The organism is Salinibacterium sp. SWN167 (assembly GCF_015864665.1).
In the GTDB taxonomy this organism is placed as follows: Bacteria; Actinomycetota; Actinomycetes; order Actinomycetales; family Microbacteriaceae; genus Rhodoglobus.
Genome location: NZ_JADYWU010000001.1, coordinates 952,569 through 976,795 on the forward strand (window position 1 = coordinate 952,569; position 24,227 = coordinate 976,795).

Annotated in this window: 26 protein-coding genes; 18 read left to right on the forward strand and 8 right to left on the reverse strand. The window is 60.8% G+C overall.

Annotated features, from left to right (window positions below; translation table 11 throughout):
- Nucleotides 1–103: 103 nt before the first annotated feature.
- From I6E60_RS04530 to I6E60_RS04545, 4 genes are all read right to left on the reverse strand, one after another.
- The gene (locus I6E60_RS04530; protein WP_197123335.1) at nucleotides 104–1,183 is read right to left on the reverse strand and encodes a phosphate ABC transporter substrate-binding protein PstS; all 1,080 of its coding nucleotides are present in this window, start codon (nucleotides 1,181–1,183) and stop codon (nucleotides 104–106) included.
- Nucleotides 1,184–1,286: 103 nt separating this feature from the next.
- The gene (locus I6E60_RS14630; protein ID WP_197123336.1) at nucleotides 1,287–2,225 is read right to left on the reverse strand and encodes an NUDIX domain-containing protein; all 939 of its coding nucleotides are present in this window, start codon (nucleotides 2,223–2,225) and stop codon (nucleotides 1,287–1,289) included.
- Nucleotides 2,222–4,402 carry an RNA degradosome polyphosphate kinase gene (locus I6E60_RS04540; RefSeq protein WP_197123337.1) on the reverse strand — a complete coding sequence of 727 codons (2,181 nt, stop codon included), beginning with the start codon at nucleotides 4,400–4,402 and terminating at the stop codon, nucleotides 2,222–2,224. The genes I6E60_RS14630 and I6E60_RS04540 overlap by 4 nt, the downstream gene beginning before the upstream one ends.
- 74 nt (nucleotides 4,403–4,476) lie before the next feature.
- On the reverse strand, nucleotides 4,477–5,208 hold the full coding sequence (locus I6E60_RS04545; protein ID WP_197179062.1) for a response regulator transcription factor: 732 nt from the start codon (nucleotides 5,206–5,208) through the stop codon (nucleotides 4,477–4,479).
- Nucleotides 5,209–5,303: 95 nt separating this feature from the next.
- Here I6E60_RS04545 and I6E60_RS04550 point away from each other — a divergent pair, with 95 nt between their 5' ends.
- From I6E60_RS04550 to I6E60_RS04565, 4 genes are all read left to right on the forward strand, one after another.
- The gene (locus I6E60_RS04550) at nucleotides 5,304–5,558 is read left to right on the forward strand and encodes a hypothetical protein (RefSeq protein ID WP_197123340.1); all 255 of its coding nucleotides are present in this window, start codon (nucleotides 5,304–5,306) and stop codon (nucleotides 5,556–5,558) included.
- Between the two features lie 156 nt (nucleotides 5,559–5,714).
- A complete protein-coding gene (locus I6E60_RS04555) occupies nucleotides 5,715–6,311 on the forward strand; it encodes an FABP family protein (RefSeq protein ID WP_197179064.1) in 597 nt (198 codons plus the stop codon).
- Nucleotides 6,301–7,374: a folate-binding protein gene (locus tag I6E60_RS04560; protein WP_307841779.1), complete on the forward strand. Its 1,074-nt coding sequence runs from the start codon at nucleotides 6,301–6,303 to the stop codon at nucleotides 7,372–7,374. The genes I6E60_RS04555 and I6E60_RS04560 overlap by 11 nt, the downstream gene beginning before the upstream one ends.
- Nucleotides 7,375–7,406: 32 nt before the next feature.
- Nucleotides 7,407–8,150: a phosphoglyceromutase gene (locus tag I6E60_RS04565; protein ID WP_197123346.1), complete on the forward strand. Its 744-nt coding sequence runs from the start codon at nucleotides 7,407–7,409 to the stop codon at nucleotides 8,148–8,150.
- Nucleotides 8,151–8,254: 104 nt separating this feature from the next.
- Here the strand turns inward: I6E60_RS04565 and phoU are convergent, their stop codons facing one another.
- The gene (gene phoU, locus I6E60_RS04570) at nucleotides 8,255–8,908 is read right to left on the reverse strand and encodes a phosphate signaling complex protein PhoU (RefSeq protein WP_197123348.1); all 654 of its coding nucleotides are present in this window, start codon (nucleotides 8,906–8,908) and stop codon (nucleotides 8,255–8,257) included.
- A gap of 167 nt (nucleotides 8,909–9,075) precedes the next feature.
- On the opposite strand from phoU, the gene I6E60_RS04575 reads away from it, so the two are divergent.
- Together I6E60_RS04575 and I6E60_RS04580 are read left to right on the forward strand one after the other, a co-directional pair.
- Nucleotides 9,076–10,230: a cell wall metabolism sensor histidine kinase WalK gene (locus I6E60_RS04575; protein ID WP_197123350.1), complete on the forward strand. Its 1,155-nt coding sequence runs from the start codon at nucleotides 9,076–9,078 to the stop codon at nucleotides 10,228–10,230.
- Complete coding sequence (locus tag I6E60_RS04580) at nucleotides 10,227–10,907, forward strand: response regulator transcription factor (protein ID WP_197123352.1); 681 nt, start codon at nucleotides 10,227–10,229, stop codon at nucleotides 10,905–10,907. Before I6E60_RS04575 ends, I6E60_RS04580 begins: the two co-directional genes overlap by 4 nt.
- 74 nt (nucleotides 10,908–10,981) lie before the next feature.
- On the opposite strand, the gene I6E60_RS04585 is transcribed toward I6E60_RS04580, so the two are convergent.
- Entirely contained in the window at nucleotides 10,982–11,491 is a 510-nt protein-coding gene (locus tag I6E60_RS04585; RefSeq protein ID WP_197179068.1) for a hypothetical protein, read from the reverse strand.
- A gap of 102 nt (nucleotides 11,492–11,593) precedes the next feature.
- Between I6E60_RS04585 and I6E60_RS04590 the strand changes: the two genes are divergently transcribed.
- From I6E60_RS04590 to I6E60_RS04640, 11 genes are all read left to right on the forward strand, one after another.
- Nucleotides 11,594–12,076 carry a CarD family transcriptional regulator gene (locus I6E60_RS04590; protein WP_129072070.1) on the forward strand — a complete coding sequence of 161 codons (483 nt, stop codon included), beginning with the start codon at nucleotides 11,594–11,596 and terminating at the stop codon, nucleotides 12,074–12,076.
- Between the two features lie 110 nt (nucleotides 12,077–12,186).
- The gene (gene ispD, locus I6E60_RS04595; RefSeq protein WP_197123356.1) at nucleotides 12,187–13,392 is read left to right on the forward strand and encodes a 2-C-methyl-D-erythritol 4-phosphate cytidylyltransferase; all 1,206 of its coding nucleotides are present in this window, start codon (nucleotides 12,187–12,189) and stop codon (nucleotides 13,390–13,392) included.
- A gap of 350 nt (nucleotides 13,393–13,742) precedes the next feature.
- Nucleotides 13,743–14,450 (forward strand): PTS glucitol/sorbitol transporter subunit IIC, encoded by a 708-nt coding sequence (locus I6E60_RS04600; RefSeq protein WP_197123358.1) that lies wholly within the window; start codon nucleotides 13,743–13,745, stop codon nucleotides 14,448–14,450.
- Between the two features lie 2 nt (nucleotides 14,451–14,452).
- On the forward strand, nucleotides 14,453–15,508 hold the full coding sequence (locus I6E60_RS04605; protein WP_197123360.1) for a PTS glucitol/sorbitol transporter subunit IIB: 1,056 nt from the start codon (nucleotides 14,453–14,455) through the stop codon (nucleotides 15,506–15,508).
- A 45-nt stretch (nucleotides 15,509–15,553) separates the two neighbouring features.
- Nucleotides 15,554–15,928: a PTS glucitol/sorbitol transporter subunit IIA gene (locus tag I6E60_RS04610; RefSeq protein WP_197123362.1), complete on the forward strand. Its 375-nt coding sequence runs from the start codon at nucleotides 15,554–15,556 to the stop codon at nucleotides 15,926–15,928.
- Nucleotide 15,929: 1 nt separating this feature from the next.
- Nucleotides 15,930–16,331: a transcriptional regulator GutM gene (locus tag I6E60_RS04615; RefSeq protein WP_197123364.1), complete on the forward strand. Its 402-nt coding sequence runs from the start codon at nucleotides 15,930–15,932 to the stop codon at nucleotides 16,329–16,331.
- Between the two features lie 128 nt (nucleotides 16,332–16,459).
- Nucleotides 16,460–17,785 carry an NAD(P)H-dependent oxidoreductase gene (locus I6E60_RS04620; RefSeq protein WP_197123366.1) on the forward strand — a complete coding sequence of 442 codons (1,326 nt, stop codon included), beginning with the start codon at nucleotides 16,460–16,462 and terminating at the stop codon, nucleotides 17,783–17,785.
- A gap of 14 nt (nucleotides 17,786–17,799) precedes the next feature.
- Nucleotides 17,800–18,774, forward strand: coding sequence for a thiamine pyrophosphate-dependent dehydrogenase E1 component subunit alpha (locus tag I6E60_RS04625; protein ID WP_197106304.1), 975 nt, complete (start codon nucleotides 17,800–17,802; stop codon nucleotides 18,772–18,774).
- Nucleotides 18,775–18,779: 5 nt separating this feature from the next.
- A complete protein-coding gene (locus I6E60_RS04630; RefSeq protein ID WP_231601123.1) occupies nucleotides 18,780–19,817 on the forward strand; it encodes an alpha-ketoacid dehydrogenase subunit beta in 1,038 nt (345 codons plus the stop codon).
- 1 nt (nucleotide 19,818) lies between these two features.
- The gene (locus tag I6E60_RS04635) at nucleotides 19,819–21,141 is read left to right on the forward strand and encodes a dihydrolipoamide acetyltransferase family protein (RefSeq protein WP_197179070.1); all 1,323 of its coding nucleotides are present in this window, start codon (nucleotides 19,819–19,821) and stop codon (nucleotides 21,139–21,141) included.
- A gap of 76 nt (nucleotides 21,142–21,217) precedes the next feature.
- Complete coding sequence (locus I6E60_RS04640) at nucleotides 21,218–21,475, forward strand: HPr family phosphocarrier protein (RefSeq protein WP_197123370.1); 258 nt, start codon at nucleotides 21,218–21,220, stop codon at nucleotides 21,473–21,475.
- 198 nt (nucleotides 21,476–21,673) lie between these two features.
- On the opposite strand, the gene I6E60_RS04645 is transcribed toward I6E60_RS04640, so the two are convergent.
- Together I6E60_RS04645 and I6E60_RS04650 are read right to left on the reverse strand one after the other, a co-directional pair.
- Nucleotides 21,674–23,110 (reverse strand): PTS galactitol transporter subunit IIC, encoded by a 1,437-nt coding sequence (locus I6E60_RS04645; RefSeq protein WP_197179071.1) that lies wholly within the window; start codon nucleotides 23,108–23,110, stop codon nucleotides 21,674–21,676.
- Between the two features lie 103 nt (nucleotides 23,111–23,213).
- A complete protein-coding gene (locus tag I6E60_RS04650; protein WP_197179072.1) occupies nucleotides 23,214–23,495 on the reverse strand; it encodes a PTS sugar transporter subunit IIB in 282 nt (93 codons plus the stop codon).
- 156 nt (nucleotides 23,496–23,651) lie between these two features.
- On the opposite strand from I6E60_RS04650, the gene I6E60_RS04655 reads away from it, so the two are divergent.
- Nucleotides 23,652–24,173 carry a PTS sugar transporter subunit IIA gene (locus tag I6E60_RS04655; RefSeq protein WP_231601124.1) on the forward strand — a complete coding sequence of 174 codons (522 nt, stop codon included), beginning with the start codon at nucleotides 23,652–23,654 and terminating at the stop codon, nucleotides 24,171–24,173.
- Nucleotides 24,174–24,227: the final 54 nt, after the last annotated feature.

Sequence of the window (24,227 nt, forward strand, 5' to 3'; positions counted from 1 at the left end):
TAGCCACTTTTGCCCGGTTAGGTAAACGGGAGGTAAACGACCCATCAACAGGAGACGGGAGAGCCCCGGTTTTTCGGGGATGAGGTGTCAGAGGGTGCCGAAACTACTTAATGGCGGCGACGGCTGCCGACGCTTTTTCGTAGAGCGAGTCGGAGATGGGGGCCGAACCTGCTGACGCGGCAGCAGCCTGCTGACCTTCGGGGCTGATGACGTAGTCGAGGTAGCCGGTGAGCACATCGAGGCGATCGGTGGAAACATATTCGTTGCAGGCGATCAGGTAGCTGATGAGCACTACCGGGTACACGCCGCTTGCGGTGGATGCTCGATCGATCTCAACCGCGAAGTCGGTGTCTCCGCGACCTTCCCCGAAGGGCGAGACATCCACGATGGCCGCGGCGGCTTCCGGCGAGTAGGAGACATACTCGTCACCGACCTTCACCGCCACTGTGCCGAGGTCACCGGCGCGCGAGGCATCGGCGTAGCCGATCGTGCCGGTTCCGTTGGTGACAGCATCCACAACGCCGGATGTTTGAGGTGCGGCTTCTCCGCCGAACTCGAGCGGCCATTTTTCGATTGAACCGACCGTCCACACGTCGGGCGCTGCGCCAGTGAGGTAGTCGGTGAAGTTGGCGGTGGTGCCCGAGTCGTCTGCACGATGGACGGCAGTGATGTTCAGGCTCGGCAGCTCGACGCCGGGGTTCTGCTCGGCGATGGCCGCGTCATCCCACTGCTCGATTTCGCCCGCAAAGATGCTGGCGATCGTGTCAGCGTCGAGGTTGAGCGAGTCGATGCCGTCGAGGTTGAAGATGATCGCGATGGGAGAGATATAGGCCGGGATTTCGAGAATGCCGGTGTCAGGAACGCACGAAACGAAGTCGGCTTCGGCGATCTCCTCGACGGTGAATGCACGGTCGGATGCCGCGAACACCGCGCCACCACCGATGAAGGTGTCGCGTCCTCCTCCGGAGCCGATGGGGTCGTATTCGACCGTAGCGGCCACGTTGGCGAGCTGGAAGCCCCGCACCCAGGCCTCTTGCGCGGCCTGCTGTGACGACGCCCCTGCGCCGATAATGGTCCCGGAGGGGCCAGACGCGTCGCTAAGGTCGGTGGGTACACACCCGGTGAGCGCGAGTGCGCTGGTCATCGCGATGATGCTGACGGTGCCGAGGCGGGTGAACTTCACTGGGGTCCCTTCGAGAAAATGACGTGCACGTCATTGTCTCGCGAATTCCTATGGAATTCACCGCACCGCAACCTTGATGGGCTACTGAGTGGGCAGGCTCGATTTAGGACTCGTGTGTTTCTACCGCAACGAGGCGAGGCTTCTTGGAGTCTCGGGCAAAGTGCAGCACCGAAAAATCACCGGTATTGAGCAGGGCCGCTGCGCGTAACTGCGAGTCGGGCTTGGCATGGCTGGCCTCCGCGAGGGCGCTCACAATCTGTGGCAAGACGGGGCCGTGGCTACACAGCACCGCCGTTTGCTGCTTCTTGAGTCGCTTGGCGACGAGCGCGGTGATCGCTTTGCCGTTGCTCGAGTAGGAGTCTTGGCTGAGATCGTCGGTCGCTTTGATCTCGAGTTCGGTGCGCTGCGCGAGCGGCGTGATTGTGGCGAGGCAGCGCGCTGCGGTACTGCTCAGGATGCGGTCGGGCGCGAATGCCGCGATGCTGCCGGCGATGGTGGCGGCTTGGTCTGTCCCGCGGTGCATGAGCGGGCGAGTGGCATCCGGTCCGTCCCAGGTTTCGCCGGGAACGGCTTTGCCGTGACGAACGGCGATCATCGCAAAGGTGCGAGCATTGCCGGCGTCGTAGACGGCGGCGAAGCGGTCAAGAATATCGATGTCGTGCGTGTAGCTGACTTTCTTGCGGGCTTTGGCGAGCGGCAACCATTCGAGCGCGGAGATTTCACCGTTGGGGGTGAACTTGGCGACCTCGAGGGTGTGGTCGTTCACTTCGGCTGACCAGTAGTGCACGTACTTGTCTCGGCCGTTGGCGAGCGTGTAGTGCACGCTACCGAGCGGTACCCCGAGATCGACGCTCAATCCGGTCTCTTCGAGGATCTCGCGCACAGCGGTCTCCGGCAGCATCTCACCCGGATCCAGCTTGCCCTTGGGCAGCGAGACATCCTTGTGAACGGTGCGGTGCACGAGCAACACTCGCGGTTTACCGTCGACGACGCGCCAGCAGACTATGCCTGCGGCAAGGACCGGAGTGTTCGCGGCGCTCACCGGCGAGACCCGCCTCGTTTGCGCTGCGTTATTCGCTTCATAAGAACATTCTGCATGTCGTTGAGAGGTTCACCGGTCTCCGAAGTACCGTGGCGCACCCAATCTCCTTCCTCATCGAGCCACCAGGAGGAGGTGTTTTCGTCGACCGCGAGGTCGAACATGTACTCGAGTTCTTCGATGTGTTCGGGTTCGACAATGCGCACAAGAGCTTCGACGCGACGGTCGAGATTGCGATGCATCATGTCAGAACTGCCGATGTACACCTGCGGGTCTCCGCTGTTGTGGAAGGCAAATACGCGCGAGTGCTCGAGGTACCGGCCAAGAACAGAGCGCACGCGAATGTTCTCGCTGAGACCGGGAACTCCGGCTCGCAGGGAGCAGATTCCTCGCACAACGATGTCGATAGGCACGCCAGCATTGCTCGCCCGGTAGAGCGCATCGATGATCGCCTCATCCACCATCGAGTTCAATTTGATGCGGATGCCCGATGGCAGGCCTTCACGAGCGTTGGAGGCTTCGTTCTCGATCTGCTTGATGAGGCCCTTACGCAGATGGCGCGGAGCCACTAGGAGTCGCTTGAACTTTTTCTCGATGGCATAGCCAGAGAGCTCGTTGAATAGTCTCGTGAGGTCTTTTCCGACCTGGTCATCGGCGGTCAGCAGCCCGAGGTCTTCATACAGGCGGCTGGTCTTGGGATTGTAGTTTCCCGTGCCGATGTGGGCGTAGTGACGCAGCTTGCCCTCTTCTTGACGCACCACGAGCGCAAGCTTGCAGTGAGTCTTGAGCCCGACGAGACCGTAGACGACGTGCACGCCGGCCTTCTCGAGCTTGCGGGCCCACGAGATGTTCGCGGTCTCATCAAAGCGAGCCTTGATCTCAACGAGCGCCAGCACTGCTTTTCCTGCTTCAGCAGCATCGATGAGCGCTTCGACGATAGGGCTGTCACCGCTGGTGCGGTACAGGGTTTGCTTGATGGCGAGCACGTGCGGGTCAGCGGCGGCCTGCTCAAGGAAGGCCTGAACGCTCGTGGAGAACGACTCGTAGGGGTGGTGCAGCAGGATGTCCTTGCGGGCGATCGCGCGGAAGATATCGGCGCGTTCGTTGCCTTCGGTCGGCATGAGGCTGCGACTCGTGATCGGCACGTGGCGTGGGTACTTCAATCGGGGGCGGTCGATGCCGGCGAGCTGGAAAAGTCCGCTGAGATTCAACGGTGCCGGCAGGCGGTACACCTCTTGTTCAGTGATCTTGAGTTCCCGCACGAGAAGACCGAGCGTGACGTCATCCATATCATCGGTGATCTCGAGGCGGATGGGCGGCCCAAAGCGACGATTAAGGATCTGTTTCTCGAGCGACTTGATGAGGTTCTCCGACTCATCTTCGTCAACGTTCACGTCTTCGTTGCGGGTAACGCGGAACTCGTGGTGCGCCAGGATCTCCATTCCGGGAAACAGGGCGCCGAGGTGGTTGGAGATCAAATCTTCGAGCGGAATATAGCGCAGCTGGTCGCTGCCGTCATCCGGCAATTGGATGAAGCGAGGCAGAACGCTTGGCACCTTCAGGCGCGCGAACTCTTCTTTTTGGGTCTTGGGGTTACGCACTCGAATCGACAGATTGAGCGAAAGCCCAGAAATATAGGGGAATGGATGCGCGGGGTCGACCGCCAATGGCATCAGCACCGGGAAAATCTGGTTGGAGAAGATGTCGTGAACGCGCTCGCGGTCTTCCGGGCCGAGGTCGGCCCAGGTCTCAATGTGGATCCCCTCGGAATCCAGTGCTGGCTTCACGCTGTTGAGGAACTCGGCGGCGTGACGTTCTTGCAGCGCGTGAGCGGCAGCGCTCAGCTCTTCGAGCACTTCTGCCGGTGCCCGCCCAGTGTTGGTCGGAACAGCAAGCCCAGTGTCGATGCGGCGCTTGAGCCCCGCAACGCGCACCATGAAGAACTCATCGAGGTTGCTCGCAAAGATCGCCAAGAAGTTGGCGCGTTCCAGCAGCGGAAGGGACTCGTCTTCGGCTAGTTCGAGTACGCGCTGGTTGAAGGCGAGCCAGCTCAATTCCCGATCAAGGTAGCGATCAAAAATCAGCGTTCCATCGTCAACACTCGACGACTCGTCATTGTCGTACTCGTCAAGCGAGTCCGTTGCAGAGCTCGGGTCGACGATTGCGGTCTCGTTGTCCATCCCCTCATCCTGCCACTGAGTGATGAACAACTGATTAACTCCGCCCACACTGGGAGGCAGTTGATGGCGCTTTGCTAGACAGCGATACTTTGCGGCGCGAGGTCGGCGGTGGAGCCGGTGCTCGAATCTGCTACAGGTGCTTTCTCGGTCTCTTCAGCAATATTGAAGCAGTAGCCGACGTTGCGCACGGTTCCGATAAGCGACTCGAGATCGCCGAGCTTGGCGCGCAAGCGACGCACGTGCACGTCGACGGTGCGGGTGCCACCGAAGTAGTCGTAACCCCACACTTCGCTCAAAAGCTGTTCGCGAGTGAAGACGTGAGAGGGGTGCGAGGCCAAGAAGCGCAGCAACTCGAACTCCTTGAAGGTGAGGTCAAGAGAGCGGTCACGCGCCTTTGCCGAGTAGCTGGCTTCGTCGATGACGATTCCGGATGCTCGAATCTTCGAAGCGGAACTCTCACTCTCGCGGCGCGCCAATGCCAAACGGATGCGGGCATCGACTTCGGCTGGTCCGGCGCCGGACACAAGGAAGTCGTCGATGTGCCACTGGTGATTGACTGCTGCAAGGCCGCCATCAGTGACGACCACGAACAGCGGAACCGTGATTCCGCTGGAATTGAGTACGCTGCACAGCCCTTTGGCGGCCGCAAGATTGATGGTCGCGTCGACCATGATCAGGTCTGTGGTCGGCGCGGCAACAAGAGTTGCGGGCGCGGCAACGACAACCTCCACCGTATGGCTGAGCAACTCCAGGGCTGGGAGCGGTTCAACGTCGGGCGCAGAGCTAAGCATCAAGATGTGTGCCATATGGCCTCCCCACTGCGTGAAAGGAATTCTACCGTGTGTGCGCGCTCCCGGCTGACGGGGCCCGACTTCGGCACATTCATCGTTACGATGGGGATATGACTTGGCAAAAGTGGAGCGTCGTGCCCGTGTGGGCGTTAAGCCTTATCGGTGCCGTCATTGTCGGGGTCTTTGAGACGCCGGAGCTGCGAGTCACGTGGCTGGCGATCGTATTGGCGGCCTGCGTCATTCTTACTTTCGTTATTCAGTTGATAATTCACCGCAAAGAAGGTTTCGTGGCGAGAGCCACCGCCAGCATGGTTGGCGCGCTTGCCATCGTCGCGGCCGCTACGGCGATTTTCGCTGTGATTTAGTGCGGCACGGCTGCACAGGGATAGGATTAGTACATGCTTCTCGCACTTGAGCTCTTCTTCGTCGGCCTTCTCGGTCTCGCGACGCTGTCAATCGGCTACGTGTCGGTTGTCGTTGTCTACAACCTCTTTCGCGGCCAGCGCTAGCCGCGCCGCATCGTGATTGAGCTAGACACCTCCGGCCCCGCTGAACTCGCGCCACTTTCGTGGCTCGTTGGACTGTGGGAGGGCACTGGCATCGTCGACTACAAGATCGGCGAAGAATCGCGCAGCCTCGAATTTGGTCAGCGCATCAGCTTCACGCACGACGGCCTCCCGCACCTCAACTACAACTCCTACACGTGGTTGCTTGACGATAATAAGACTCCGCACGTGACCGAAACTGGGTACTGGCGTCTTCGCCGTCCCGCCAGCGAGGGAGACCCCGGTCCCGGCCTGCTGCCGGCAATCGGAGAACGTCCCTACGGCACAGCCGACGAGGTCGAAACGCTGCGCACTGCCGACGGAGGCTTTGAGATCGAAGTCTCGATCGTGCATCCGGGCGGCATCAATGAGTTTTACATCGGCGAGGTCACGGGGCCACGCATCGATTTGGCTACCGACGCAGTGATGCGCACCGAGAGTGCCAAGGAGTACACCGCCGCTACTCGCATGTATGGGCTCGTCGAGGGCCATTTGCTGTGGGCGTGGGATATCGCTGCTCTCGGCCAAGACCTCCGCACACACGCATCGGGGCGACTCGCTCGTGTCGAATAGTTCATTCGCTGCTCGGCCCGGCGCTGTCGGCAGCCCTCCCGAGCACTACGGCAATCCTTTTGGAGAGCAACGCGCTCTCGTCGAGGGCCGCTCGGTAGTCGAGCTTGCTGACCGCGCTGTCATCACGATCACCGGCCCCGACCGGCTGACTTGGCTCGACTCACTCACGACGCAGTCGCTCACGGGCCTCCAGCCGGGGGAGAGCGCTGAAACACTATTGCTCAACCCAAATGGTCGCGTCGAACACGCCATGCGCCTCGTCGATGATGGCGAAACTCTCTGGTTGCTTGTTGATGGTTCGCAACGAGAGGCTCTCGCCGCATGGCTCGACCGCATGCGCTTCATGCTGCGGGTAGAAATTGCTGACCGCAGCGACGACTTTGCGACAATCGGCAGCTTCGGCGACTCGCTTGAGCTGCCCGTTGCCGTCTCGCAGGACATCCCGCTGGTCTGGAACGACCCCTGGGCAAGTGTTGTTCGAGGCGGACACCAGTACTCAAAGTCAGATGCTCACCCGGCGGCCACGTGGAATTACCGCGAATCACTCGTCGCGGCAGATGCCGACCTCAGCGCGTTCGACGCCGCAGGGTCCCTCGCCGTCGATGCCCTCCGCATTGCAGCCTGGCGTCCACGCTTCAGCTCCGAAGTCGACGACCGCACCATTCCGCACGAACTCGACTGGATGCGCTCCGCCGTGCACCTCAACAAGGGCTGCTACCGCGGGCAAGAAACAGTGGCCAAGGTGCACAACCTCGGGCATCCGCCCCGTCGCCTCGTCATGCTGCACCTCGATGGCTCGGAGGGTGCACTGCCCGAAGCTGGCGCCGAGGTGAAACTGGGCGAAAAAACTGTCGGAAGCGTCACTGCGTCTGCTCGCCACTTTGAGCTGGGCCCCATTGCCCTCGCCGTGATCAAGCGGGGAGTGGACAGCGCCGAGACTCTGGCTGTTGCCTCCGACATCGGTGAGATTGCCGCCGCGCAAGAAGTCATCGTTCCCACCGACGCGGGTGCCGAAGCGAACGTGCCGCGCCTGCCCCGGCTCGGAGCCGTCACTCGCGGCTAACGGCATCCAGTCATTCTCGGTACTCTTGAGGTATGACTCACACCCTGATTTTGTTGCGCCACGGCAACTCCGAATGGAACCAAAAGAACCTCTTCACCGGATGGGTGGATGTCGGGCTCACCGACCAAGGCCGCACCGAAGCCAATCGCGCAGGTGAACTCATTGCCGCGTTCGAGAAGCAGCCGGACATTCAGTACACCTCGCTGCTCAAGCGTGCGATTCACACCGCCAACATCGCGTTGCAGGTTGCCGACCTCGACTGGCTTCCGGTCAAGCGCTCGTGGCGACTCAATGAACGTCACTACGGAGCGTTGCAGGGCAAGGACAAAGCTCAGACTCTCGAAGAGTTTGGCGAAGAGAAGTTCATGACGTGGCGTCGCAGCTTCGACGTGCCGCCGCCCCCGCTCGACGACGACGCGGAGTACAGCCAAGTTCACGACCGCCGCTACGTAGGCATCGACGGCGAGATTCCTCGCACCGAGAGCCTCAAGCTCGTCATCGACCGCATGTTGCCCTACTGGGAATCAGATATCACCAAGGATCTCGCTGCCGGCAAGACCGTGCTCGTGACCGCCCACGGCAACTCGCTGCGCGCGCTCGTGAAGCACCTCGATGGCATCTCCGATGACGACATCGCGAGCCTCAACATCCCGACCGGTATCCCGTTGGTGTACGAACTCGACGACAACTTCATGCCGATCAAGCCGGCCTATTACCTCGACCCAGAAGCCGCAGCAGCCGGTGCCGCCGCTGTTGCCTCGCAGGGCAAGAAGTAGCCAATACTTGACACGCAAGAAGCCCCGATGAGAGAAATCTCGTCGGGGCTTCATGCGTGGTAGCGACTCGGGTGAGCAGCTACCACTCACAGGATGAGACGGGTTTAGTCGTCTGCCGGAATCCAGTCGCCGGTAGCAAGATACTGAACCTTCTTGGCGATGGAGACCGCGTGGTCTGCGAAGCGCTCGTGGTAGCGAGACGCCAGAGTGGCATCCACGGTATCGACCGCAGCACCCTTCCAGGTTTCACCGAGCACCTTGTCGAACACGCTCAAGTGCAGCGCGTCGATTTTGTCGTCGTCGTTGCGAATCTCTTCGGCAACGCGCACGTCTTCATGCTTGAGCAGCTCTACCAGCTTGTTGGCGACCGCAACATCGAGTGCACCGAGCTCTGCGAAGGTTCCTCGCAGTGACTTCGGTACAACCTTGTCGGGGAAGCGGTAACGCGCAAGCTGAGCGATGTGCTCAGCCATGTCACCCATGCGCTCGAGTGAAGCGCTGATGCGCAGGGCGCTCACTACAATCCTCAAGTCGCGGGCGACTGGTTGTTGACGAGCGAGGATGTTGATCGCAAGCTCGTCGAGTTCGGCTGCCGCCGCATCAATCTGGTCATCGTCTGCGATCACTGTTTCCGCTAGTGATACATCGGATTCATTAAATGCTTTTGTGGCGTTGTCGATTGACACCGCCACCAGGCTGGCAATTTCCACGAGGCGATCTTGCACCTCGCGTAGTTCTTGTTGAAATACTTCGCGCACGCTATCTACGTCCCTTCGATACGGGCATGACGAAGCCCGCACGGCTTAGGCCACCCTGCCCGCGTCAGGTTAACAGCAGGTGTTGGCGGCCTGAACTTTATCTGAAGTGAGCACCCGTCGCGAACTCGCGGCAAGCGAACGCCTCAGATGTAACTAACCTAGTGGCTATGGACTCTGCGTGGCTCGTGCCGGCCGCCCTCGCTTTCGGGGTATTTCTTGGCGGCGGTATGTCCTTCATCATCTACGCAGCCGCTAAACGCGGTCAGCGAGCCGCCCACGTGGTCTCTTCTGCCGTGCCGGATGGCGTAGATCAGGTCATCGATGCGCTGGAATCCGCGGGTATCGTGCTCGATCCCTCGAACAACATCATGAAGGCCTCGAACGCAGCGTTGACCTACGGCCTCGTCTGGAATCACGCGCTCGTGCATCCGGAACTCGTGGAGTTCGTCGACCAGGTGCGCCGCACTGGCGTGCCCATTGCGCAAGAAGTTCACCTCTCTCGCGGCCCTTTTGGCGACGCAAACATTTATCTTTTTGTTCGTGTTGCTCGCCTCGGCACGCGATACGTTTTGTTGTTGGCCGAAGACCGCACGGAGTCGTACCGTCTTGATGAGGTGCGTCGTGACTTCGTCGCCAACATCAGCCACGAACTTAAGACGCCGATCGGTGCTGTGGGCCTGCTGGCCGAAGCGCTCGTGAGCGCCTCAGATGAACCGGATCAGGTGAAGCGATTCGCCAAGCGCCTCACCAAGGAATCCCACCGCCTCGCTCGCATCACGCAAGAGATCATCGAGCTCTCTCGACTGCAGTCGGCCGACGGGCTTGCTGAAGCGGCTCCGGTCGATATCGACACGGTCGTATCGATCGCGATCGACCAAAACCGGGCAGTCGCTGAGTTCAATAAGGTCACGCTCGCCAGCGGCGGGCTTACCGGGTTCGAGACCTTCGGAGACGAAACACTTCTCGTGCTTGCTCTCGACAACCTCATTTCCAACGCTGTGCAGTATTCGCCAGAGAACACTCGAGTCGGCATCGGGGTGCGCCACCGCGACGGGGCCGTCGAAATCTCCGTTACCGACCAGGGCGTGGGAATTCCCGAAGATGAACTCGACCGCGTCTTCGAACGCTTTTACCGCAGTGACCCCGCCCGCAGCCGCCACACGGGCGGCAGTGGGCTTGGCCTCAGCATTGCCAAGCACGTCGTGCAAAACCATGGCGGCGACATCCGTGTGTGGTCGCAGCTAGGCCACGGCTCTACCTTTACGATTCGACTGCCCGAGATCGATCCCGACGTAATCAACGCAACAGGAGAAAAACAATGACCCGCATTTTGATCGTCGAAGATGAGGCGTCGTTGAGCGAGCCTCTCGCGTTCCTGCTCGAGCGCGAAGGCTACGAGACGACCATCGCTGAAGATGGTCTCGCGGGACTCGCTGAGTTCGACCGTAACGGTGCCGACGTCATCCTGCTCGACCTCATGCTCCCTGGCCTCGCTGGCACCGAAGTGTGCCGCGAGATTCGCACGCGCTCGAGCGTGCCCATCATCATGCTCACCGCCAAAGACAGCGAAGTGGACATCGTGGTCGGCCTCGAGCTGGGAGCGGATGACTACGTCACGAAGCCGTACTCAACTCGCGAACTCTTGGCCCGCATCCGTGCCGTTATGCGTCGTCGCACAGAAGATATTGACGAGACCGATTCGATTCTCGAAGCCGGGGGAGTGCGCATGGATGTCGAGCGTCACACGGTGTCGGTCGACGGTGCAGATGTCACCATGCCGCTCAAAGAATTTGAGTTGCTTGAGCTGTTGCTGCGCAATGGTGGACGCGTACTCACGCGTGGCCAGCTGATCGATCGAGTCTGGGGCGCTGACTACTTCGGCGACACAAAGACGCTCGACGTGCACATCAAGCGCATCCGGTCGAAGATCGAGAAGACGCCGTCGCAGCCGACGATGCTGGTGACGGTTCGCGGTCTCGGCTACCGCTTCGAAGACTAAGGCTTAGCGGGGGTGCATGCCTGGCTTGCTGAGCCGGTGTGCACCAGCCCAGTTCGAGCGGACGCTATGGCGAGCTATTCGCCGAGTGCGCTTGCGGGAGCGAGGTCGCTGTAGATCGGGTCGCTGCCGGAGATCACCGGAATGAGCAGTTCTTGACCGCTCTCGTCGCCGAACTGCAGGTAGATGGGGAACAGCTGGCCAGCCTTGACGCCCGCATCGGTGATGACGATCGTGTCGCCGTCTACCTCGGTGCCATAGGTCTTGACAGTGTTGGACGTGATCGGCTTCGAGATGTCGATGCGCTCGCCATCAACGGATTCGTACTGCAGTCGCAGGCTGCCGCTCGTGGAGGTCGTGTTGACGACCGTAATCATGAGGCTTACGGCAGAGTCATCGTCGTTGCTGATCGCAAGAACGTTGCGAACCTTCACGTCGCCGACCTCGGCGCCGATGCCGTCGCTGGGGTCGTACTGGTTCAGCGTCGCCGTGGGCGTGATGAACGAACAACCGGCGGTGCCCACTAGTAGAGCGCCGGCAATGAGGGCGGAGGCTGCAGCGCGTGCTGCGCGAGTGCGTACTGTCACGTACCCATACTAATAGATAGTGGGGCTGGCTGGTTTACTTAGGCAACCCTTACCATGTGTTTACTGTGATAAACTGGGTTTTCTTCGAGAGGACCACTATTCATGTTGTTTGAGGTCGGCGAGACAGTCGTTTATCCCCATCACGGTGCTGCAACCATCACCGAGGTGAAGAAGCGCACCATCAAGGGTGAAGAGAAAGTTTATCTCAAGCTCAATGTAACTCAGGGTGATCTCACCATCGAAGTACCCGCAGAGAATGTTGATCTCGTGGGTGTTCGCGACGTTATTGGTCGCGAGGGTCTTGACGCGGTATTCGAGGTGCTTCGTGCGCCGTTTACTGAAGAGCCCACCAACTGGTCGCGCCGTTATAAGGCCAACCTTGAAAAGCTCGCTTCGGGCGACGTCATCAAGGTTTCTGAGGTTGTTCGCGACCTCTGGCGCCGCGATCAAGACCGCGGACTCTCTGCTGGAGAGAAGCGCATGCTTGCTAAGGCACGTCAAATTCTGATCTCAGAGCTCGCTCTTGCGGAGAAGACTGACGAAGACAAAGCATCGTTGGTTCTCGACGAGGTTCTTGCCTCATAATTCTGGCATTGCTGACTGTATTCACAGGTGAGCATGGATAGGCTGGTTCGCTACGTCTTTCTGGCGGAGGAGTATTTCCTCGCCCATCGATTTGGAGATACCCGCCCCCTATGAGTCCACAGAATGCTCCGCGCGTTGCAGTGATCCTGCTCGGCGCCGGAAATGGAACCCGCCTCGGTCGAAACGAGCCAAAAGCTTTCGTCCACCTCGCTGGCCGTCCGACCCTGAGCCGTGCTCTTGAATCCGTTTTTGCCATGGTCGAGCCGACGCAGGTCATCATCACGGTTCCCAAGTCCTACGCTCCGATCGCGAAGCAACTTGCGCGATCGGTACCGGGTGGTCGCGATCACGAACCCACCATCATCGTCGGTGGCGCAACTCGTCAAGAGTCTGTTGCCGCTGCGCTCGGCTACCTCGAGCCCAGCGTCGATGTGGTTCTCGTGCATGATGCGGCGCGTCCGCTGACCCCGAGCGTTGTCTTTGACTCGGTTGCTGCTGAGGTTCGCAGCTCCGGCGCCGGTGTTGTGCCTGGCCTTCCCGTTGCCGACACGATCAAGCGCACGGATGACAACAGCCAAGTTGTTGAGACCGTGGATCGTTCGGTGCTCATGGCCGTGCAGACCCCGCAGGGTTTTCCGCGTGACCAGCTCGTCGCCGCTCACGCTGCCGCGCGAGAAGAGCACACCGATGACTCTGCGCTGGTAGCCGCTGCCGGCTATCCCGTCTCGATCATCGCTGGCGATCCGCTCGCGTTCAAGATCACCACGGCGTGGGAACTTCGTCGCGCCGAACAATTGTTTACCGAATCTGCCGCTACCGGCATCCGGGTCGGCACGGGCACCGATGTGCACGCCTACGACTCAACGAAGCCGCTATGGCTCGCGGGGCTCCACTGGCCCGATGAGGTCGGTCTTCGTGGGCACAGTGATGGCGATGTCGTTGCGCACGCGATTTGCGATGCCATGCTCTCCGCCGCGAAGCTCGGTGACCTCGGCAGTGTCTTTGGCACGAGCGATCCCAAATTTGAAGATGCTCATGGCGACGTGTTCCTGCGTGAAACCCTGTTCCTGTTGCGGGATGCCGGCTTCGAAGTGGGCAACGTTTCCGTTCAGCTCATTGGAAATCATCCGATGGTGTCGCGTCGTCGCGTCGAGGCAGAGGAGTTCCTCAGCGGAATTCTTGGTGCCTCGGTGAGCATTGCGGGCACGACCTCCGACGCTTTGGGCTTCACGGGCCGTGGCGAAGGTATGGCGGCGATCGCTACAGCGCTCGTGCACGTGCGCACGGTGGCCGAAGCAGCACACAACAAGGGCTAACCTCCCGCGTCGCCGATGACGAGGTTGTCTCGTTGTCTCGTTGTCTCGTTGTCTCGTGTGGTCGAGCGATCCTCTGTGAGCCAGCCCCTGTGGGTGCACCCTTGTGCGAAATATCTCTCGGTGTGAGGCGCTGAAGCGCGCCTGAAAACGAACCTGAGTACTAATTTTTTTCGGTTCCACCTTGGTTCAATGCTCGTCGGACTGCTATACCTGTTATTACACGACTGTGAGTCCAATGCTCACATATGTGCAAATGCAGTACCAGGGTCGATGGGGACACGCACCTCACGTCTACGCCACCGGCCCTGACAGGCGCCGACAACGAAGTTGCGGCTGGAGAAAGGTGTGAGATGCAATCTGTTCTGGACACGATAATTTGGGCGGCTGATTCGCCGCCAGTGCCGGCCAGTGACAACCCGTTCATTCAGGCCCTCACCTGGGGTGCGACGCACTTCATCGGCCTGTTCAATGCATCGGGTGAAGCTCTTGTTGGTTTGGCCACCGGCATCCTGCCGACACTGATCGTGCTTCTCACGTTCATGTACGCGATCACCACCTGGGTGGGCGAAGCGCGCATGACTCGTGCGGTGCAGTGGTCAGCTCGCTGGGCCATTACTCGTTACACGCTCATGCCCATCATCGCGGTCATCGTCTTGACCAACCCGATGGCGTACTCCTTCGGCATCTATCTACCCGAACGACAGAAGCCGGCGTTCTACGACTCTGCAGTGTCTTTCGTGCACCCCGTCACCGCCTTCTTCCCGCACGCTAACGCTGGCGAGATCTTCGTCTGGGCTGGTGTCTCGGCTGGAGTTCTCTCCATCGCTCCCGAAAAGTACCCGCTGCTCGCGCTGCTGTACTTCGGTACCGGCATCGTCGTGATCTTCATTCGCGGAGTCGTCACCGAGTGGATCACTAACCTGCTCATCCGTCGCCAGGGTCTCACGGCCGTCTTTGACGAGTACGACCGCGAATTTGCTTTGGCCAGTGAACGCTTCAACGAGGCAAAGTCGACCAAGAAGACCGGATCCTCGGTTGCCACTGAAGGGACGGTGTGATCATGACTGAGAACACCTACAACAAAGTATTCGTCAAGCCCGGCAACGGCGGCTGGGGCAAGGGCCTCCTGCTCGAGCCCAGTGAGACCAAGAACGTCGTTCTCTCGGTAACCGGTGGCGGAATCCACCCGGTCGCCGCGCGTATCGCTGAACTGACCGGCGCAGAAGCTGTCGACGGCTTCACCAACAGCATTCCCGAAGAGCGCGTTGTCGCTGTCGTGATCAACTGTGGTGGAACCGCGCGAATTGGCGTCTACCCCAAGAAGCGCATGATGACCGTGGATGTCTTCCCGGGAGAGCCATCGGGCCCCCTCGCTAAGTACATCACCGACGATGTCTTCGTCTCCGCAGTGGGAACCGAAGACGTTGAGCTTGCGGGAGGATCAGCCGCGTTCGCGACTCATGCTGCTGAAGCGTCGGCAGCATCCGAAGCAGCAATCGGAAGCCCGGCACCGTCTGGAGCATTCGGTACGAGCAACGTGACGCACTTCACGGCGCAGACCACAACGGGTGGGGGCTTCATCGGCTTCTTCTCGAACGTGGCAACGCGCTTCGGTTCGGTCATCGGAAACATCATCAACACGCTGCTGTCGTCTGGTCGCCAGACTGTTCAGCTCGTGCTGCAGACGATCCTTCCGTTCATGGCGTACGTGAGCCTCTTGATTGGTTTCGTCACCTACTCGGGACTCTCGGACCTCATTGCGCAGGCAGTAACTCCGTTGGCCTCGAACCCGATCGGCCTCATCCTCCTTGGCGTGATCACGGGACTACCGTTCCTGTCGCCCATCCTCGGACCGGGTGCGGCTATCGCACAGGTCGTCGGTGTACTCATGGGTACACAGATCGCCGCTGGCGCGCTGCCAGTGCAGTATGCACTGCCGACGCTGTTCGCCATCAACGGTCAGGTTGGTTGTGACTTCGTTCCCGTGGGTCTTGCCCTGGGAGAAGCCAAGCCGGAGACGGTCGCAGTGGGTGTTCCCGCTGTACTCTTCTCTCGCCTGATCACATCGCCGCTGGCAGTCTTGATCGCGTGGGGCGCAAGCTTCGCACTGATCTAACCAGCACAACCACCACACGTAACAGCAGAGAAAAGCGAGACAGCAATGACTACCTATTACCGCAGCGAGGTCACGTCCATCGGAACGGACGCCACCGAAATGTTTGAAGGGGGAGTGGTGATCTTCTTCGGAGAACCCTGCCCCGCCGAACTGGCTGAGGTAAGCGTGGTTCACACTGTCGCGCACCACCACCCGCAGCGCGACCCCCAGCCGGGAGACGTGCTGCGGGTGGGGGACTCTGAAGTCACCATTACGGAGGTCGGCGAGATTGCCGGCAACAACCTCCGCACGCTTGGTCATTTCGTGATCTACAGCGACCCAGAAGACAGCCAGAAAGTTCTCCCCGGCGCCATTCACGCGAAGGGCACACTCTCGTTGCCCAACGCGGGCGTCACCATTGAGCTCATCGAAGGTAGTTGACATGGACACCGGCTTCGCATTACTGCTGATGGCAGCGCTCGTACTGAGCGTTGTATTCAGCCTTCTTCAACAGCGCACGTATTCTCGTGCCACCAAGCGCCTGGGAACCAGCTTCCTCGGCGTCAAAGACCACTTCCTCGTCTCGGGGCGAGGCAAGAGCTTTCTCCGGGGAGCGATCGTTCTCCTCGTCGTCGACGCGTCAACATCTCGCATCGTGGCCGCCGAGGCCATGGTCGGCAGCACCGTCATGGCGCACTTCAAGCCGCGCCCCGAGCTGATCGGTGATCTCGATACCGCCGTGCTTCGCACGAAGGAAAAGATGATGACCGCAGCCGTGGACTACGCGACCAAGCAGTACTGGGTTACGTATAAGCGCAACGTCGCAGCGGCAGCCCGCAAGTAGCAACATCACTCGTTCGGGTGTTTCGGCATCCGACATTGCATCGTCGTTCCCGGCGGGGCATACTAAATACACATACTTGATTAACTAACGCACATAAGTGCATATAACGTGGTTTCAAAGGGGTAGTCATGGGTTACACAAACAAACTGCTTGCGCGTCAGCGTGAAGTCGGTCGTCCCGTCCGCATCGGACTCGTCGGAGCAGGCCAAATGGGCTCCGGCTTCATCGCCCAGATCGCACGCCAAAAGGGCGTCGACATCACCGCCGTCGCCGACATTGCGATCGACCGTGCCGTAAGCGCTCTCGCCAACGCCGGCATCACCGACGTTGACCAGTCAGCGGACCTCGAGACGCTTGCCGCCACAATCGAAGCGGGCGGCCACGTTGTCGTCAACGACGCTCTCGCATTGCCCAAGCTCCCTATCGACATGGTCATCGAGTGCTCGGGCGTTCCCGAGATCGCCGCCAAAGTCGCTCTGGCTTCGCTGCTCGGCGGCAAGGATGTCGCCCTCATGACTGTTGAGGCAGACGTCACCGTCGGTCTCCTCCTGGCTCGCATCGCAGCGCAGACCGGCAACATCTACACCGTCTGCCGTGGCGATGAGCCCGTTGAGTGCCTGAAGCTCGTCGAGTACGTCGAAGACATCGGTCTTGACGTTGTGCTCGCCGGTAAGGGCAAGAACAACCCGCTCAACGAGTCGGCTACCCCCTCCAGTCTCGAAGAAGAAGCCAAGACCAAGGGCATGAACCCGCGGATGCTGTGCAGCTTCGTCGACGGAACTAAGACGATGATCGAGATGGCTGCCCTCGCTAACGCGGCAGACCTTGAGCTCACGAAGCGTTCGATGCACGGACCGGCCGCAACAGTGCCGACCCTGCAGGACATCTTCAAGCCCATCGAAGACGGCGGCATCCTTGACCGCAGCGGTGTTGTTGACTACGCCACTGGCCCGGTTGCTCCCGGTGTGTTCGTTGTTGCGAAGGCAACTGACCCCGTGGTGCACGAGGAGCTCAGCTACCTCAAGCTCGGCGAAGGCCCCTACTTTGCGTTCTACCGTCCGTACCACCTCGCCAGCGTCGAGGCAGTGCTGTCGATTGGCGAGGTCATGATCGACCGCCAGCCGTCGCTCGCTCCGATCGCCTGGAACGCAGATGTTTCTGCCATGGCCAAGCGCGACCTCAAGGTTGGCGAGAAAATCGATGGCATCGGTGGCGAGCACGTCTACGGTGACGCTGTTCCGGCGGCCGAGGCCAAGGCCGGGCGCGAACTGCCCATCGGTCTGGCATCGGCGGGCACGCTCATCCGTGACGTTGCCAAGGGAACTGCGGTGACCTACGACGACGTACAGCTCGACGAAACCAAAACGATTGTGATCTTGCGCAAGCTGCAGGATGCCCTTCTCGCCGATGGCCAGCTGCAGGTTCCTGCACTCGCGTCGTTGCTCTCCGTTTAAGAAAGGTGACCACTATGAACACGCAGATCGTTGCGGACCGCGAACTCGCGGCAGCCAGCCTTGCCACCATGTGGAAAATCCGCCGCTTTGAAGAAGCAGTGGAAGATCTCTACGGCCGTGGACTCATGCACGGCACCATGCACCTGTCGATCGGTCAAGAGGCCGTGCCAACGGGAGCATGCCTCGCCCTCAATAAGGACGACTACATCACCTCGACGCACCGTGGCCACGGTCACTGCATCGCCAAGGGCGCCGATATGGAGCGCATGATGGCTGAACTTCTTGCGAAAGAAACCGGCTACTGCCGCGGCCGCGGTGGCTCCATGCACATCGCGGATACCGAAACCGGAAACCTCGGTGCGAACGGCATCGTTGCCGGTGGAATCCCTATCGCGACCGGCGCAGCGCTGTCGGCGAAGATGCGCGGCACCAAGCAGGTTGCTGTGAGCTTCCACGGTGACGGCGCGATGGGTGAAGGCGCCTGGCACGAGGGTGTTGTGCTCGCGGCCATGTGGCAGCTTCCCGTTGTGTTCCTCTGCGAAAACAACCTCTATGGCATGTCGATGTCGTCAGAGAAGGCCTTCAATCTCGACCAGCTTTCTGACCGCGCGAAGGGCTACGGCATCCCCGGAGTCACCGTTGACGGTAACGATGTTCAGGCTGTCTATGACGCCACGAAGGAAGCGGTTGACCGCGCTCGTGCTGGCGGCGGACCGACCTTCATCGAAGCAAAGACGTACCGCTGGCGCGGACACTCGAAGTCAGACAAGAACCTGTACCGCACGCGCGACGAGATCGATGAGTGGCGCGGTAAAGACCCCATTCCTCACTTCGAAGCTCTGGCTCTCGCCGCCGGTGGCCTCACGCAGGCTGACATCGACGCTGTGCGCGACAACGTGCGCACCGAGCTGCGCAGTGCCGTTCAGCGCGCCAACGCTGCGCCGGACGCCACCGCTGACGATCTACTTTCCGCCGTCTACGCAAGGTAACAACGATGACTATTGAGACGACCGCGGCCCAGCCCGCAGCGGCCCCCGCACCGGCCGAGACAGTGACAATGACCTACTCTGAGGCCATTCGCGACGCAATGCGCATCGCCATGGCTAAGGACCCCGCCGTCTTCATCATGGGTGAAGATGTCGGAACCTACGGTGGCGCCTTTGGAGTCACCGGCGAGCTGATCAACGAGATCGGCCCCGAGCGCATCCGCGACACCACCATCAGTGAGCTCGGCATCATGGGTGCCGGTGTCGGTGCTGCCATGACCGGAATGCGCCCGATCGTGGAGATCCAGTTCTCTGACTTCACGGCTCAGGCCATGGACCAGATCGCCAACCAGGCAGCGAAGATTCACTTCATGCTCGGTGGCGCCGTGAGCGTGCCGATGGTTATTCGCGCTCCCGGCGGCTCGGGAACGGGTGCTGCCGCGCAGCACTCGCAGAGCCTCGAAGCGTGGTTCGTGCACATCCCGGGTCTCAAGGTTGTCATGCCGGCAACGGCGGATGACGCCAAGGGCCTGCTGCTCTCGGCGATCGACGACCCCAACCCGGTCATGGTTATCGAGCACAAGCTGCTCTACAAGACCTCGGGAGAGGTGCGCACGGGAGACATCCGCACGCCGCTCGGTGTCGCCGCTGTTCCTCGCGAGGGCAAGGATCTCACCATTATTGCCACCGGTGTCGAGGTGAGCCGCGCACTCGAGGCTGCCGAGATTCTCGCCGCCGACGGTATCGAAGCAACCGTGGTTGACCCGCGCACGCTCAAGCCTCTCGACAGCGACACCATCCTGCGCACCGTCAAGGCCACCGGTCGTGTCCTGCTCGTGCAAGAGGCTGTGCGTACACTCGGCTTCATGTCCGAAGTGTCTGCGATCATCTCCGAGTCGGATGCCTTCGGCTACCTTCGTGCGCCGATCAAGCGTCTTGCTGGCCTCGACATCCCCATCCCGTACGCACCCAAGCTCGAACGCGCTTCGGTTCCTCAAGTTGAAGACATCGTCGCGGCAGCCACTGATCTCGTTCGGAAGTGGTGACATGGCTGAGCTGCCACTGACAATGCCCAAAATGTCCATGACCATGGAAGAGGGCACGATGGTCGCGTGGCTCAAGCAGGAAGGTGACTCGGTTCGTTCCGGGGAGCCGATCTGTGAGGTCGCGACCGACAAAGTCGACATGGAAGTGGAGTCGCCATTCGATGGTGTGCTCGCTCGCATCATTGCGCAGCCCGATGACGTCTACGCGGTAGGCGACACGATCGCGTTCATCACAACCGAAGCGGATGACCTGCTCGGCGGCCTCTTCGACGAGCCCGTTGTTGAAGCTCCGGCTGCGGTTGCGGCCGAAGCGGTTGCGCCCGTTGCTGCGCCTGCGCCGATCGCCACCGGTTGGATTCCTGCCGTTCCGGGCGCACGCAGTGCAGCAGAAGCCGCAGGCATCGACCTTGCGACCGTGACACCGACCGGCCCAGACAACACCGTGCGGGTCGCGGATGTCGAAGCGGCTACCGCAGCACCCGCAGCCCTCGTTGCGGCACCGGTTGCGTCAGCCGCTCCCGTTGCTCCTGCGGTCGTTCCGGCCGCTGCAGCCCCCGTCGCCGCTCCGGCTCCGGCCGCAGCACCAGCAGCTCCGGCTCCGGCTCCGGCTGTGGCCGCTGCGCCCGCCACAGCGCCCGCCACAGCGCCCGCTACAGCGGTTGACCCGGTAGAAGCTCGCCGCCTGCGCACCCGCAAGCAAGTTGCCAAGGTGATGGCGGCATCCGCTCTCGTTCCGCAGTTCACTGCCTACGTTGATCTCGATTTGTCAGCTTTGGCTGCCGTGCGCAAAACCACGCTCGGCGGCGCAAGCTGGACCGCGCTCTTTGTGCGGGCTCAAGCAATCGCTCTGGCCGAGAACGCTGCGCTCAATGGCACCTGGACTGATGGGGGAGTTGCTGCCAACGAGCACATCGGAATTGCGCTCGCGATTGACTCACCATCGGGGCTCATCGCGCCGGTGCTGACGAACTCGCACAAGGGAACGCTGGCCGACCTGGTCGCCGAAATTGCGACCGTCGTCGACGAGACGCGCAAGGGAACCTTGCCGCCCGCACGCCTCGGCGGCGGAACAAGCGTATTCTCGAATCTGGGTGGATTCGGCGTGGAATCGTTCAACGCACTACTGACCCCACCGCAGTCGACAGCTTTGTCGTCGGGAGCCGTCAAGCCGCGCATGCGCGTGTTTGACGACGAATCCTTCGGTGTTCGTCTGAGCTGCACGATCGGCCTCACCGTCGATCATCGTGTAGCTGACGGTGCGGATGCCGCACGAATGCTCGCGACCATCACCAACCTCGTCGCGACCCCGGAGCGTTTGCTCTAGAGCCGCAACCCGCTCGCGGGTTCCACCCCAGCGCTCCGTACGGGCGCTGTCCACCACGTTTCGAAACAGGTACACCATGTCAGAACGCACAGCCACAATCGTTTCACCGTCCGGACTTCACGCCCGCCCCGCTGCTCTGTTTACGCAGGCCGTCAGCAAGAGCGGTTTCAAGATCACGGTCGCTAAGGGTGAGAAGGCCGTCAACGCGGCCAGCATCCTCGCCGTTATCTCGCTCGGTGTCTCGCAGGGCGAAACCGTCACGATTGCCTCCGACGATGAGGGCGCTGACAGCGTTCTCGACCAGCTCGTAGAACTGCTCTCCACCGTCGAATAGCAACTAACACAGAAGGCCCGCACCGGCATGGTGCGGGCCTTCTGTGCGTTAAGCGCCGTTCACCGCTCGGCGATCCTCCTTCAGCGCCCTTCAGCGCCCTTCAGCGCCCTTCAGCGCCGTCCAGCGCCGTCCAGCGGACGCACAAAAGCCCCGCTCCTTCCTGGGGGAGCGGGGCTTTCGGCGGCGAAGCCAGGCCTGTTAGGCCTTGGCTACTTCTTCGTCGGATGCTGCTGCGGCATCCGCTTCGACCTGAGCACGAACGATGTCGCGCTTCTTCTCGAGGCGGCTCACCCAGTAGGCGAAGCCGAGGGAGAGCACGGCGAGGACCGCAATGGTCCAGCCGCCGAGGTTTGCTACTCCGAAGAACAGGCCGGTCAGAGGGTTGGCTCCGTCGACGAGCGACGAGATGAGCTGTGATCCCTGGTTGTCGCTGAAGCCGGAAGCTTCGGCGATGGCCGTGAACTGCGGTGCCGTTGCGGTGGCGATGAACAGGCCGATCGCAATAACGATTGCACCACCGATGACGGAGCGCACGATGTTGCCACGGAAGATCGGAACCATCATGGCCACGATGAACGGCAGAGTCGCAAGGTCAACGAGCGGCAGTACCTGGTTGCCGAGCGGAGCGAGCGCAATAGCGATCAACACGGTGACGGGAACCAACACGAGCGACGTCGCGAGCACCGCGGGTTGCCCCACGGCGATAGCGGTGTCAAGACCGATGTAGAACTTGCGGCCGGGGAAACGCTTCTGAACGAACTCGCGAGCGGAGTCGGAGACCGGGATGAGGCCTTCCATCAGGATCGACACCATGCGCGGCAGCAGCAGTAGAACGGCGGCGAGGCTGATCGCGAGAACGAGGATCGCAATCGAGTCTTCACGTGGGTCGTCGAAGCCGAAGCCAGCGAGCCCGATGATGATTCCGAGCACGAGACCCAGGATCATCGATTCGCCGAAGACACCGAAGCGCTTCTCGATGGTCTGCGGGTCAGCCTTCAGATTGCGGAAGCCGGGGATGCGGTCGAAGATCCAGTTGAAGGGGATCGCAAACAGGATGTACGGCGCGCTGGTTCCGTGGGGGAACGAGATGTCGGGGAAGTTGAAGTACTTCTGGATCATCGGTGCCGAGAGGTCGGCCAGGGCCAGAACGATCACCATGTGCACGGCGGCAGCGGCAATACCGATCCAGAAGTTGTCGGTGACGGCTCCGACAAGAGCGCCCACGAGGGCGAAGTGCCAGAAGTTCCACAGGTCGATGTTGAACGTGCGGGTAAGGCCCGACCACAGCAGCAACATGTTGACGAGGATGCCGACAGGAATAATCACCGCCCCGATAGTTGATCCGAACGCGATGGCGGCGCTCGCGGGCCAACCAACGTCAAGAACGGTGAGGTTCACGCCGAGGTTCACGGCGAGAGCCTGAGCGGCGGGACCAACCGTGCCGGCCATGAGGCCGATCACGAGGTTGATGCCGATGAAGCCGATACCGATGAGGACACCGGCGCGGAGGGCTTGGCTAAACTTTTGGCCAAGGATCATGCCGAAGATCGTGATGAGGATCGGCAGGGTTACGGAGGCTCCGAGAGCCGTGAGATAGCTGGTGATATTCGTCAGAATATCTTCAATGATGTTCAACGTTGAACGTCCAATTCTCTGTCTGAAGTGAGTGGTGTGGGTGCGCTAGAGCGCGCGGTAACGCACCGCAATGGTTAACTGCGGTGCACGGCGTCGGGGTGAATTAGCCGAACTGCTTCTCGATTTCGGCATACACCTTGTCGAGGCCCATTCCGGTAAGGAACGGGAGTCCGGCGATAACGGGGATTCCGACCGAGCCGGGCACTTGGGTAGTGGCGACGATGAAGTCTGCAGCGAGGTCGCCGCGCAGAGTGTCGGTTACTTTGCCTTGCGAGATTGTGGCGTCGAGGCCCTTAGACGCACAAAAGTCCTTGATCTTTGTTGCGACCACGGTGGATGTTGCGACGCCGGTGCCACAGATGACGAGGATGCGTTTTGAGGCCAATTTCGATACTCCAATGTATTCGCGAATGACTGGTGTGACACAATTATGCACGTTTGATGTACAAATGTGTACAAGTGGTTCTTGTTTTGACTAACACAGTCGCCAAGTGCCCGACAGACACGAAACTTAACCACCGCCAATGAAGGATGAGGGTTCATGAGCGACACGACCAACGCAGCCGCGGCAGATGCCAACCACGAGGGCGCAACCGCGACCGTAATGCCGCGCGCCGACCTCAGCTTTGTGGGCCTCCAAGCCAGCTCGAGTGCCGAAGTTCTCACGGCTTTCGCGGCCCAGGCGCTCGCCGTCGGAGCAGTACACCCCACCTATGAGCTGGCACTGCTTGAGCGCGAACGGGCATACCCCACCGGGCTGCCGACCGTCATCCCTGTTGCTATTCCTCATGCGGATGTCGAACACGCCATCGAGTCGGGCCTAGGAATTGCGATGCTTGCAGAACCGGTCGACTTCGGCGAAATGGGCGGAGCTGACTCCACCGTCGCAGCCCGGGTCGCGGTGCTTATTCTCGTCACCGAGCCGCACGCACAAACGGAGATGCTGTCGCAACTCATCGCCGTGTTCCAACTCGATGGCTGGCACGAAACGCTGAGCGCAGCCACGACTGCGGAAGAACTCGCCGCAACTTTCGCCGGCCTGCTGGCTTCAACCGCTCAGTAGTGGGCCGCCGGGAGCTGCTTCGCTGCTGACCTGAAGCGTGACTACCGCGGGGTG